4 protein-coding genes are annotated in these 13,316 nt (G+C 70.0%); 3 read left to right on the top strand and 1 reads right to left on the bottom strand.

The features are described from left to right. Nucleotides 1-248 precede the first annotated feature (248 nt). The gene (locus H7U20_RS06005; RefSeq protein ID WP_199518703.1) at nt 249-10,094 is read right to left on the bottom strand and encodes a beta strand repeat-containing protein; all 9,846 of its coding nucleotides are present in this window, start codon (nt 10,092-10,094) and stop codon (nt 249-251) included. A gap of 176 nt (nt 10,095-10,270) precedes the next feature. On the opposite strand from H7U20_RS06005, the gene nudC reads away from it, so the two are divergent. The 3 genes from nudC (at nt 10,271) to H7U20_RS05990 (ending at nt 13,241) form a co-directional block, all read left to right on the top strand. Further along, nucleotides 10,271-11,098 carry an NAD(+) diphosphatase gene (gene nudC, locus H7U20_RS06000; protein WP_199518702.1) on the top strand — a complete coding sequence of 276 codons (828 nt, stop codon included), beginning with the start codon at nt 10,271-10,273 and terminating at the stop codon, nt 11,096-11,098. A 204-nt stretch (nt 11,099-11,302) separates the two neighbouring features. Then, the gene (folE, locus tag H7U20_RS05995; RefSeq protein WP_199518701.1) at nt 11,303-11,869 is read left to right on the top strand and encodes a GTP cyclohydrolase I FolE; all 567 of its coding nucleotides are present in this window, start codon (nt 11,303-11,305) and stop codon (nt 11,867-11,869) included. A 4-nt stretch (nt 11,870-11,873) separates the two neighbouring features. After that, nucleotides 11,874-13,241 (top strand): thioredoxin family protein, encoded by a 1,368-nt coding sequence (locus tag H7U20_RS05990; protein WP_199518700.1) that lies wholly within the window; start codon nt 11,874-11,876, stop codon nt 13,239-13,241. Nucleotides 13,242-13,316: the final 75 nt, after the last annotated feature.

Genomic DNA, 13,316 nt, shown 5'->3' with positions numbered 1-13,316 from the left:
GGTTGGTCGTTTCGGGCAGGCCGCAAACTATCGGCGCGGCGGACGCCTAAAGGAAGCACCTATCATACCTTTTGTCGCTCTGGCTGGGGCAAATTTTTGGCTCCAGAGCAACACTCGCGCGGCCGCCGCGACGGGCGGCGTTTGCCGCGCCGCGTCGAACGGCGCGCCGGCGCCGGCCGGACGCGGCGGCGAGGCCGGCGCCGGGCACGCCGGCGCCGCCGCGTTGGCGCCGGCGCCGGCCGCCGTGGTCAGCGTTTCGGCACGGTGAACCAGCCGTCGGCCTGCGGCTTGAATTCGCCGCCTTTGCCGCCGCCGCCGCCGTCGGCCAGCGGCGCGATGGCCGCAAGGCCGTGCGCGGCGAAGCGCTCCAGCGCGGCCGCCATGGCGCGCGCCGGTTGCGCCGCGTGGGTGGCGCTTTGCAGCAGCTGGGCCGGGGTGGCCGGCGCGCCGGCCGCCGGCGCCACCGCCGCGCCGTCGCCGTACTGGCGCAGCGCCTCGCCCAACTGGCCGACGCGTTGCTGCAGCGCGCCGCTGTTGCGCTGGGCGAGGAACCAGACGTCGGCGCTGGCATGGCTGAGGCCGTCGCTGGTGGTGTAGCTCGACGTCAGGCCGATGCGGTTGCCGCTTTGCAGCGTGGCGCTGGCGTCGGCGTGGGTGCTGATCGAACTGATGCCCAGCGCGGCCAGGCTGTGCAGCTCAGAAGCCTGGCTGACGCCGTCGCTGTTGCTGTCGACCCACACGCGCAAGGCGCCGAAGGCCGCGTCGGCGTCGCTGATCCGGCCGTCCTTGTTGCTGTCGAGCTCGGCCAGGGCGGTGTAGCCGTCGGCCGCCTTGCCGCCGCCGGCCAGCGTGGTGGCGCTGCCGAACAGTTCGCCGCCGTCGTTGATGACGCCGTCGTTGTTGCGGTCGAGGGCCAGCAGGCCGTCGTGCGGCGCCACCCAGCCGGTCGGCACGGGCTTGCCGTCGGCGTAGATGTCGAAGCGCACGCCGGCGTCGGCGCCCAGGGTCGAGACGCCGTCGCCGTCCAGGTCGAGCACGATGGGCGTGGCGTAGCGCGACGAGGACGGGTCCAGCGCCATGGTCTGCGTCACCGTCATGGCGGCGATCTGGCTGTTGGTGAAGGCGGCGATCTGCGCCGTGCTGAGGGCGGCCAGGTCGACCGTCTCGAGCGCGGTGATTTGCAGGGTGCTCAGCGCGGCCAGGCCGGCGTTGCTGAGCAAGGGCATCTGGCTCGCCGTCAGCGCGGCGATCTGGTCGACGCTGAAGGCCAGCAATTGGCTGGTCTTCAGGCCGGCGATCTGGGCGTTGCTGAGGCCGGCGATCTGGGCCGGCGACAGGTAGCCGATCTGGGTGGTCGTCAGCGCGCCCAGCTGGGTGGTGCTCCAGGCGGTCAGCTGGGTGGTGCTGAAGGCGCCGATCTGGTCGATCGACAGCACGGCGATCTGGGCGTTTTTCAGCGCCTGCATCTGGGTGGTGGTCAAGGCGCCGGCCTGCGGCACGGTCAGCGCCCCGATCTGCGTGTTGCTCAGGGTCAGGATCTGCGAGGCGGTCAGCGCCACCAGCTGCTCGGTCAGCAGCGCGCCGACCTGGTCGACGGTGAGCTGGGTGATCTGGCTCAGCTTGATCGAGGCCAGTTGCGCCGTGGTCAGCGCCTGCACCTGGCCGTTCGACAGGGCCGGCAGTTGCAGCGCGTTCAGGTAGCCGATCTGCGCGGTGCGCAGCGCGGCGATCTGGCCGGTGCTCAGCGCCAGCATCTGGTCGGCCGTGAGGGCGCCGATTTGCAGGCTGGTCAGGGCCCGCACCTGGCTGGTGTTGAGCGTCGGCACCTGGCCCAGCCCGAGGCTGGAGATTTGCAAGGTGCCGAGGGCGACGATCTGGCCGCTGCTCAGCGCGCCCAGCTGGTCGTCGCTCAAGGCCTGCAGGCTGTCGACCTGCAGCGAGTAGACCTGGGCCGTGCTCAGCGCCAGCAACTGGCCGGTGCCGAAGGCGGCGATCTGGGCCGGCGCCACGGCGGCGATCTGGCCGGTGCTCAGGCCGCGCACCTGGGCGGTGGTCAGCGCCGCCGTCTGGCTGGTCGACAGGCCGGTGAACTGGTTGGTGCCCAGCGCGGCGATGTCCTGGGTGTCGATGGCGACGATCTGGTCGGTGCTCAGCGCGGCCAACTGGTCGGCGCTCAGCGCGCCCATTTGCGCGGTGGTCAGGCCGGGCAGCTGGTCGGAGTTGAGCACGCTGATCTGTTGCGTGCTCAGGCTGCCGGCCTGGTTGCTGCTCAGCGCGGCGATCTGGGCCGAGCGCAGGGCGGCGATCTGCCCCGTTCGCAGGGCTTGCAGCGCGTCGGTGCTGAGGCCGTAGGCCAGCTGGGCGGTGCCGAGGGCGGCGATGTGGCTGCTGTCGAGGGCGGCCAGCTGGGTGGTGGCGATGCCGTACAGCAGTTGGTTGCTGGTGAGCACGGAGAATTGCGTGGTGCTCAGGGCGTTCAACTGGTCGCTGTTCAGCGCGCCGACCTGGGCGGTGTTGAGGGCGACGATCTGGCGCGTGCCCAGCGCTTGCAGGTCGCGGGTTTCCAGCGCGGCGATCTGCGCGCTGGCCAGGACGGCGATCTGCTGGGTGCTCAGCGCCGCCGCCTGGGCGGTGCTGAGGGCGACGATCTGGTCGCTGCTCAGGCTCAGCAGCTGGTCGCTGCCCAGCGCGACGATCTGCCCGCTACCCAGGGCGCCGAGCTGGTCGGTGCTGAGGCTGGCGATCTGCCCGGTGCCCAGGCCGTAGGCCAGTTGCGCCGTGCCGAGCGCGGCGATGTGGGCGGTGTCGAGCGCGCTCAGTTGCAGCGTGCTCAGGCCGTACAGCAACTGGCCGGTGCCGAGCGCGGCGAACTGGCCGCTGCCCAGGGCGTTGAGCTGGTCGCTGCCCAGCGCGCCGATCTGGTCGCTGCCGAGGGCGGCGATCTGGCGCGTCGCCAGCACCGCCAGGTCGGCCGTTTCCAGCGCGGCGATCTGGTCGGTGTTGAGGGCCGCCACCTGGGCGGTGGCCAGCGCGGCGGCCTGGGCGGTGCCCAGGGCGACGATCTGGTCGGTGCTCAGGCCGTTGTGGACCAGGCTGGTGGACAGCGCGGCGATCTGGCCGGTGGCCAAGCTGGCCAGCTGCTGGGTGTGCAGCGCCCGCAGCTGTTCGCTGCGCAGCAGGTTGAGCTGGCTGGTGCTCAGCGCGGCCAGGTCGGCCGTCTCCAGGGCGGCGATCTGGTCGCTGTTGAGGGCGCCGATCTGCGTGCTGCCCAGGGCGCGGCTCTGGCGCGTGCTGAGCGCGGCGATCTGGTCGGTCGACAGGCTGGCGAACTGGTCGCTGCCCAGCGCGGCGACGGCGGCCGTGCTGAGCACGCCGAATTGATCGGTGCCGAGCGCGGCCAGCTGCGTGCTGGTCAGCGCGGCGACCTGGCTGGACAGCAGCGCGGCGATCTGCGCCGTGGCCAGCGCGGCCACTTGCGCCGTGCTCAGGTTGTTGGCCAGCAGTTGCGGGCTGAGGCCGGTCAGCGCGCTGGTCGACAGGGCGTTGAGCTGGTCGCTGGTCAGGGCGCCGAACTGGTCGGAGCTGAGCGCGGCCAACTGGTTGCCGTGCAGCGCGTTCAGGTCGCCGGTTTCCAGCGCGGCCACATGGTTGGTCGACAGGGCGGCGATCTGCGCGGTCGACAGGGCGGCCGCCTGGGCGGTCTGCAAGGCGACGATGTGGTCGGTGGAAAGGGCGGCGATCTGCGCGCTGCCCAGGCCGGCGATCTGGCCGCTGCCCAGCACGCTGAACAAGCTGGTCGTCAGGGCGGCGATGTCGGCGGTGGTGATGGCGGCGATCTGGTTGCTGCGCAGGGCGGTGAAGTCGGCGCTTTCCAGCGCGTTCAACTGATCGCTGCTGAGCATGGCGACCTGGCCGCTGCTCAGCGCGGCGGCCTGCATGCTGCTCAGGGCGACGATCTGGTCGGTGGTGACGGCGCCGAACTGGCTGGCGCTCAAGGCGCCGATCTGCGTGCTGCTGAGGACGGCGAAGTCGTCGGTGTTGAGCACGGCGATCTGCTCGCTGCGCAGGCCGGCGATCTGGCGCGTCGCCAGGTTGGCCACCTGCAGGGTCGACAGGACGGCGATCTGGTCGCTGCCCAGCGCGGCCATCTGCGCCGAGGCCAGCGCGTTGAGCTGGGCGGTGGCCAGGTTGTGCACCTGGTCGGTGCTCAGGGCGGCGATCTGGTCGGTGCTGAACGCGGCCAACTGGGCCGTGCGCAAGGCCGCGATGTCGTCGGTGTTGACGGCTTGCAGCTGGGCGGTGCCCAGCGAGACGATCTGCGCCGTGCTCAGCGCCGCCGCCTGGGCGGTGCTCAGGGCGGCGATCTGCGTCAGGCTCAGCTGGTTGACATGGGCGGTGGCCAGCGCGGCGATCTGCGCCGTGGTCAGCGCCGCCAGATCGTCGAGCTCGATGGCGATCAGCTGGTCGGAGCTCAAGGCGTTGAGCTGGGCCGACGACAGGCCGCTCACCTGCAGCGTGGTCAAGCTGACGATCTGGTCGGTGGTCAAGGCTTGCAGCTGCTTGCTGCTGAAGGCGTTCAGCTGGGCGCTGCCCAGGGTCTGCAACTGGTCGACGGTGAGGGCGTTGATCTGGTCGCTGCTCAGGGCGACGATCTGCGCCGTGCGCAGCGCCGCCAGGTCGTCCGTCTCCAGCGCCTGCAACTGGGTGGTGCTGAGCGCGGCGATCTGCCGGGTCAGCAAGGCGGCGGCCTGGCCGGTGGTCAGCGCGGCGACGCGGTCGATGGTCAAGTGGCCGATCTGGTCGCTGTTGAGCGCGACGATCTGCGCGGTTTTCATGGCGGCGATGTCGTCCAGGTCGAGGGCGTTGATCTGGTCGGTGCCCAGTGCGGCCACCTGGGCCGTGCCCAGGTTGCTCACCTGCAGCGTGGTCAGCGCGGCGATCTGCGCGGTGGCCAGCGCGTGCAGCTGGTCGCTGTTCAAGGCGGCCAGCTGCGCCGTGCCCATGGCGGGCAACTGGTCGACGGTCAGCGCGGCCAACTGGTCGCTGTTCAGGGCGGCGATTTGCGCGGTTTTCAGCGCCAGCAGGTCGTCGGTTTCCAGCGCCTGCACCTGGTCGCTGCGCAGCGCGGCGATGTCGTCGGTTTCCATGACGGCCAGCTGGGCCGTGCTCAGGGCGGCGATCTGGTTGCTGGTCAGGCTGGTGGCCTGGCGCGTGGTCAGCGCCACCACCTGGTCGCTGCTCAGGGCGCGGATCTGGTCGGTCGACAGCGCGGCGATCTGCGCCGTCGTCATCGCTTGCAGCTGGTCGGTGGTGAGCAGGCCGAACAGGTTGGTGCCGAGGGCCAGCAACTGGGCCGCCGTCAGCACGGCGAAGTCGGCCGTCTCCAGCGCGCCGATCTGGTCGGAGTTCAGCACGGCCAGTTGGCGCGTGCTCAGCGAGGACACTTGCAAGGTGGTCAGGGCGACGATCTGGTCGGTGCTCAACAGGCCGACCTGGGCGGTGCCCAGCGCGGCGATCTGCAGGGTGCGCAGGGCGGCGATCTCGTCGGACCACAGCGCGGCCAGTTGGCCGTTGCTCATGCTGGCGATCTGCGCGGTGGCCAGGCCGCTGACCTGGCGCGTCGTCAACGAGGCGATCTGCCCCGTGCCGAGCGCCTGGAATTGCAGCGTGGTCAGCGCGCTGAGCTGCGCCGTGGCCATCGCTTGCAACTGGTCGGTCAGCAGGGCGCCCAGCTGGTCGCTGTTCAGGGCCACGATCTGCGCCGTTTTCAGGGCGATCAGGTCGACCGTTTCCAGCGCCTGCAACTGGGTCGTGCTCAGCGCGGCCAACTGGCGGGTCGCCAGGTTGGCCACTTGCAGCGAGCTCAGCGCGACGATCTGGTCGCTGCCCAGGGCGGCGATCTGGTCGCTGTTGAGGGCGTTGATCTGCTGGGTTTTCAGGGCGTTCAGGTCGAGCGTTTCCAGCGCGACGATCTGGCCGGTGGACAGCGCGGCGATCTGGGCGGTGCCCAGGTTGCTCGCCTGCAGCGTGGTCAAGGCGACGATCTGGTCGCTACTCAAGGCCTGCAACTGCGCCGTGCCGAGCGCGGCCAGCTGGGCCGTTTTCAGCGTCTGCAACTGGTCGGTGGTCAGCGCGGCCAGTTGCGCCGTGGTCAACGCGGCCATCTGCTGGGATTTCAGCGCGACCAGGTCGGCCGAGGGCAGCAGTTGCAGCTGGGCGGTGCCCAGCGCGGCGATTTGCGCGGTGCTCAGGCTGGCGATTTGCAGCGAGGTCAGCGCGCCGGTTTGGTCGCTGCCCAGGGTGCCGATCTGGCTGGTGCCGATGGCGGCCAGCTGGGCTGTTTTGAGGGCGGCGAAGTCGGCGCTTTCCAGCGCGTTCAACTGGTCGCTCGACAGTGCGGCGATCTGGGCGGTGCCGAGGTTGCTGACCTGCGCGCTGGTCAGCGCGATGATCTGGTTGCTGTCGAGGGCGGCGATCTGCGCCGTTTTCAGCGCGGCGATCTGGGCGGTGCGCAGCAGGGCCAGGCCGGCGCTGCCGAGGGCGGCGATCTGCGCGCTGGCCAGCACGGCGATCTGCGCCGTGCCCAGGTTGGTGGTCTGGCGCGTGGTCAGCGTGGCGATCTGGCTAGTGCTCAGGCCTTGCAGCTGGGCGCTGCCCAGGGCCTGCAATTGCGTCGTGGTCAGCGCCTGCAACTGGTCGCTGCCGAGCAGGTTGAGGGCATCGCTGCCCAGCGTGGCCAGCTGCGCCGTTTTGAGGGCGGCCAGGTCGGCCGTCTCCAGCGCGCGCAACTGGTCGCTGCTGAGCACGGCCAGCAGGCGGGTGCTCAGATTGGCGGCTTGCAGCGTGCTCAGCGCGGCGATCTGGTCGGTGTTCAGGCTGGCCAGCTGGTCGCTGGAGAAGGCGTTGATCTGTTGCGTCTTGAGGGCGGCCAGGTCGGCCGTTTCCAGCGCCGCCACCTGGGCGCCGAGCAGGGCGGCCACCTGGGCCGTGCCCAGGGTGCTGGCCTGCAGGGTGGTCAGCGCGGCGATGTGCTTGCTGTCGAGCGAGCGCAGTTGCGTGCTGCTCAGCGCGGCGGTTTGCGCCGTTGTCAGCGCCTGCCATTGGGTGCTGCTCAGCGCGGTCAGGGCATCGCTGCCCAGGGCCAGGATCTGTGCGCTCTTCAGCGCGGCCAGGTCGGCCGTTTCCAGCGCGGCCACCTGGTCGGTCGACAGCAGCGCCACCAGTCGCGTCGCCAAGGCGCCGGTCTGGGCGCTGGTCAGCGCGACGATCTGGTCGGTGCTGACGGCGGCGATCTGGTCCGAGCGCAGCGCGTTCAACTGGCTGCTCTTCAGCGAGGCCCAGTCGGCCGTGGTCAGCGCCGGAATCTGCGCGCTGCCGAACCAGGTGATCTGGTTGCTGCTCAGGGCGTTGACCTGGGCGGTGCTGAGGGCGCCGATCTGCGCCGAGCTGAGCACGGCGATCTGCGCCGAGTTCAGGTCGGCTATTTGCGAGGTCTTCAGCGCCGCCACCTGGCCCACGCTGAGCGAGGCGATGGCGTTGGTGCCCAGGCCCAGCAGCTGGCTCGATTTCAGCGCGGCGAAGTCGGCCGTTTCGAAGGCGGCCAGCTGGTCGGTGCTGAGCGCGCCCAGTTGCGCCGCCGTCAGCGCGCCGGCCTGGTTCGAGGTCAGCGCGACGATCAGGTCGGTGCTGAGGGAGGCCACCTGGGCGGTGGTCAGCGCGGCGATCTGCGCCGTCTTCAAGGCGGCCCAGTCGGAGGTTTCCAGCGCGTTGATTTGCAGCGTGGAGAGGGCGGCGATCTGCTTGCTGCCGAAGGCGCCGGCCTGGGCGGTGGTCAGGGCGACGATCTGGTCGCTGCCCAGCGCGGCCAACTGGCCGGTGCTCAGCGCGGCGATCTGCGCCGTGCCCATGGCGGCGATCTGGGCGGTGCCCAGCGCGGCGATGGCGCTGCTGCCCAAGGCGAGGATTTGTTGCGACTTCAGGGCGAACAGGTCGGCCGTTTCCAGCGCGGCGATCTGGTCGGTGCTGAGGCTGGCCAGCTGGGCCGTGCCCAGGGCTTGCGCCTGCGCCGTCTTCAGCGCGACGATCTGGTCGGTGCTGACGGCGGCCAACTGGGCCGTTCCCAGCGCGGCGATCTGCGCCGTTTTCAGGCCGGCGAAGTCGGCCGTTTCGAGGGCGGCGATTTGCGCGCTCGACAGGCTGGCGATCTGCCGCGTGCTCAGCGCGCCGGCCTGGTTGCTGCTCAGGGCGACGATCTGGTCGCTGCTCAAACCGGCAAGTTGCTGCGTGGCCAGGGCCAGCAGTTGGGCGGTGCCCAGGGCGCCGATCTGGTCGGTGCTGAGGACGGCGATGGCTTTGCTGCCGAGGCCGCCCAACTGGGCGCTGCGCAGCGCGGCCAGGTCGGCCGTCTCCAACGCCAGCAACTGGTCGCTGCCGAGCGCGGCCAGTTGCTGCGAGCTGAGGGCGTTGGCCTGGGCGGTGCGCAGGGCGACGATCTGGTCGGTGCTGAGCGAGGCGAACTGGCCGGTGCCGAGGGCGGCGATCTGCTGGGTTTTCAGGCTGCCGAAGTCGGCGGTGCCGAGCGCGCTCAATTGCTGGGTCGACAGCGTGGCGATCTGCTGGCTGCTCAGGGCGCCGGCCTGGTTGCTGCTCAGGGCGGCGATGTGGTCGGTGCCGAGCGCGGCGATCTGCGTGGTTTTCAGTGCCAGCACTTGCGCGCTGCCGAGCGCGGCGAATTGGCTGGTGGCCAGCGCGGCGATGGTGGCGGTGGCCAGCGCGGCGACCTGCTGGCTGCGCAGAACGGCCATGTTGGCGCTGCTCAGGGCGTTGATCTGGGCGCTGTTGAAGAGGGCGATCTGGGCGGTGCCGAGGGCGACGGTCTGGGCGCTGCTCAGCGCGGCGATCTGGTCGGTGCTCAGGGTCAGCAACTGGGCGCTGGTCAGGGCGGCGACCTGCGCGGTTTTCAGGCTGGCGAAGTCCAGCGTTTCAAGGGCGGCGATCTGCTCGGTGCTCAGGCTGATCAGCTGGGCGGTGGTCAAGGCGGCGGCCTGCTGGGTGCTGAGGGCGACGATCTGGTCGCTGTTCAGGGCGCGCAACTGGGCGCTGCGCAGGGCGGCGACCTGGGCGGTGGTCAGCGCCTGGATCTGGTTGGTGCTGAGCGCGGCGGTGGCGCCGGTGCCGAGGGCGGCGATCTGCGCGGTGCGCAGCGCGGCCAGGTCGGCCGTCTCCAGCGCGGCCAGTTGGTCGGTGCTCAGCGCGACCAGCTGGGCGGTGGTCAGGGCGGCGGCTTGTTGGGTGCTGAGGGCGACGATCTGGTCGCTGCCCAGGGTGGCGAACTGGCGCGTGCCGATGGCGGCGAGCTGGGCGGTCTTCAGCGCGGCGAAGTTGCTGGTGCCGATGGCGGCCAGCTGGTCGCTATTCAGGGCGGCGAACTGGCTGCTGCTCAGGGTGTTGGCCTGGCTTGAAACGAGCGAGGCGATCTGGCCGGTGCCGAGGTAGGCCATGGCGGCGCTGCCCAGCGCGTTCAGTTGGTTGCTGCTAAGGGCGACCAGGTCGGCCGTCTCGATGCTGGCGATCTGGCCGCTGCTGAGCGCGGCCACCTGGGCCGTGCGCAGGGCGGCGGCCTGGGCGCTGCTGAAGGCGACGATCTGCTCGGTCGACAGGGCGCGCACCTGGGCGGTCGACATGGCGGCGATCTGCGCGGTGCGCATCGAAACGATCGCGGCGCTGCCGAGCAGCACGAACTGGGCGCTGCCCAGCGCGGCGATCTGCGCGCTGCCGAGGGCGCCGAACTGGTCGGAGTTGAGGCCGTTGATCAGCTGGCTGGTGGTCAGGCTGACCATCTGGTTGCTGCTCAGCGCCTGGATTTGCAAGGTGGAGAAGCCGCCGCCGAGCTGGTCGGTGCTGAGCGCCTGGATGTCGCGCGTGGTGATGGCACGGATCTGCACGCTGGTCAGCGCGCGCAACTGATTGGTCGTCAGCACCCCGATCTGGTCGGTGGACAAGAGGGCGATGTCGATCGTGCTCAACAAACCGATTTGGCTGGTCGACAGGCTGAGAATTTGGTCGGTGTTTAAACCGGGGATGATCGATGGCATGTTTAATATCTCCTCCAGGAAATATATAGTAACGCCAATCGCTTTGATTTAGAGAGCTGAGCCGTAAAATTTGGCTAAATCTTTGCCTAAAAACAATGACTTACGTGCGTTGTATAATCAAATTGGAAACACGGTAAGATAATAACTATCACCTTTTGCCAGGAATATTGACCGCTATGTTGCGCACGCCCTCCACCTTCATTCCGCTGATCCAGCCCCAGGCCCACGCCGCCACCCTGACCATGGTGTTCCAGCGCGACCGCCTATTGCTGCGCGACGCCGACCTGGCCCTGCCGAACGCCGACGTGGTGGCCGCGCTGGCGCTGCAGGCGGCGCGCCTGCACGCTGTTGGTTTGTGGCAACAGTCCTACTACCAGACGGCCTGGACCGAGCTGGACGCGCCGGCGCCGGCCGGCCACAGCTTCCATCCGCTGCGCTCGCTGTTCGGCCAGCTCGACGAGGAATTCCTCGGCCTGGCCGGACGCGCCTGCCAGTTGGCCGAATGGTCGCGCAGCCACCAGTTCTGCGGCGCCTGCGCCACGCCGATGGGGCTGGCCGAGGGCGACCGCAGCTACCGTTGCCCGGCCTGCGGCATGTGCGCCTATCCGCGCATCTCGCCGGCCATGATGGTGCTGATCCGCAAGGGCGACAAGGTGCTGCTGGCCATGCACACGGCCTCGCCGTACAAGCGCTACACGGCGCTGGCCGGCTTTTTGGAGGCCGGCGAGTCGATCGAGGAGGCGGTGCACCGCGAGGTGTACGAGGAGGTCGGCCTGCGCGTGCACAACCTGCAATACTTCAAGAGCCAGTTCTGGCCCTTCCCCCACTCGCTGATGATCGCCTTCACCGCCGACTACCTGGACGGCGAGATCCGCGTCGACGCGAGCGAGATCGCCGACGCCCGCTGGTTCGGCCCGGACGACGAATGGCCGGAGATGACGGTGTCGGTGTCGATCGCCGCCGAACTGCTCAATCTGCACCGGCCGCGCGGCGCCGCCGAATAGGCCGCCGCCCGCCGCGCCTTCGCCCGGCCCGCCGCGCCGGGCCGCCCGCCCGCACGCCGGCCGCGCCGGGCCGCCCCGGCGGCGCGGTTGTGGCGTGGTTGTGGCGCGGTTGCGGCCTGCGCGGGCGGCAGCATCGGCCGATGCTTGGCCGACATTTTCTCTATATACTGGCGGCACTCGTAATTTTTATGGTCTTTCATCATCATGTCTAAAGAAGAATTCTCGGAAAACGACTGGCGCCGCCTGCTCACCAGCTTGGGCGAGGACCCGGATCGTCCGGGCCTGGTCGAAACGCCGCACCGCGTGGCCAAGGCCTGGAAGCACTGGACCTCCGGCTACGGCCAGGACCCGGTCGAGCTGCTCAAGGCTTTCGAGGATGGCGCGGAACAGTACAACGAGCTGATCGTGGTGCGCGGCATTCCCGTCTACAGCCACTGCGAACACCATCTGGCGCCCTTCTTTGGCAAGGCCACCATCGGCTATGTCCCGAACGGCAAGATTGTCGGTTTGTCCAAGCTGACCCGCCTGGTCGACTGCTTCGCCAAGCGCCTGCAGGTGCAGGAACGCATGACGATCCAGATCGCCAACGCGCTGATGGAGGCGCTGGAGCCGAAGGCGGTCGGCGTGGTGGTGCGGTGCCGCCACATGTGCATGGAAAGTCGCGGCATCCGCACGCCGGGCGAGGAAACCATCACCTCGGCCATGCTGGGCGAGCTGCAGCCGAACCTGGCGCTGCGCACCGAGTTCCTGGCCCTGGCCCGCGAGCAGTAAGCGCATGGCGGCCGGCATCGTGTGGCGGGACGGCGGGCGCGACGGCGCCTTGGCCGAGGTTTTGGCCCGCTCCGCTGGCGACGGCCGGCCCGTGTTGCTGTACTGGGGCGCGGCCTGGTGTCCGCCTTGTAACCGGCTGAAGTCCGAAGTGTTCGGCCACGAGGCCGTGATCGCGCAGCTGGCCAAGGTCAGCGCCGTGCAGCTGGACGGCGACAGCGCCGGCGCCCAGGCGTTGGCCGAGCAATACCGCCTGCGCAGCTATCCCACGCTGGTGCTGTTCGCGCCCGACGGTGGCGAGATCAGCCGTCTGCCGTGCGAGCTGGACGGCGAACTGTTCGCCGCCACACTGGCGCTGGCCTTGCGCGTCGGCGCCGCCGGCGGCAATGCCGCCAGGTCGCTGCAAGCGGCCTTGGCCGGCGACACTCTGAACAGCGAGCAGTGGACACTGCTCAGCCACTATTCCTGGGACACCGACGAGGCCAGCCTGTTGGGCCAACGCGGCCTCGCGCCCACCCTGCGCGCGCTGCATGCGGCCGCGCCCGCTGGCGCCGCGCGCCTGCGCCTGGGGCTGCACGCGCAACTGGCCGAGCGCGCCGCCGACCCGGTCGAACTGCTGGCCTTGTGCGCCGACCCGGCGCAAGCCCGGGCGAATATGGACATCCTTTGCAACAGCGGCGCCAGTCTGCTGAAGTGGCTGGTCGCCGCCGATCAGCGCGCGGCGGTGGCCACGGCGCTGCACGCGCAGGCCGTCAGCTGGGCAGAAGACTTGTGGCTGGGCCGGCCCGACCGCCTCGCCGCGCTGCGTCTGCAGGGCCGGCTGGAGCGGCTCGGTGCGCCGGCCGCCAAGCGCAGCGTCGGCATCGAACAGCAAATGCAAGTCCTGCTGGACGAAGCCGGCCCAGCCGACCATCCGCACGAGCGCCACACCTTGCTCAACACGGCCGTCAGCGCCCTCAACGACGCCGGTTTGGCGCCGCAGGCCGAGGCGCTGCTGCGGGCCGAGCTGGACGCGTCGCATGCACCGTTCTACTTCATGTTGAGTTTGGCGTCCGCCGCCCGCCGGCGCGGCGACCACGGCGCCGTGCTGGACTGGTACGAGCGGGCCTGGCAAGGCGCGCGCGGCCCCGCCACGCGCTTGCAGTGGGGCGCGACCTTGCTGGCCAGCCTGGTCGAATTGGCGCCGCAGGACCGGGCGCGCATCGAGCGCGCCGCCGAGGGCATGTTGGAAGATATCGGCGCCGCGCCGGACGCCTTCCGTCAGCGCAACCGCGCCCAGCTGCGCAAGCTGGAGCAATTGCCGGCCGGCTGGAACGGCGCCGGTCCGCACAGCGACCGCCTGCTGCAGCGCATCGTCGTCGGTCTCGCCGCCTAAGGCAGTCGCCACGGTCAAGAAAGCCGCCGGCGGCGACAAAAACCACCCAGCGGCAGAGATCCGGGGTGGGGGCCC

Source organism: Rugamonas violacea, assembly GCF_016461825.1.
Lineage (GTDB): Bacteria > Pseudomonadota > Gammaproteobacteria > Burkholderiales > Burkholderiaceae_D > Rugamonas.
Note: the sequence above shows the minus strand (reverse complement) of the source record. Positions and strands in the feature narration are given on the sequence as shown.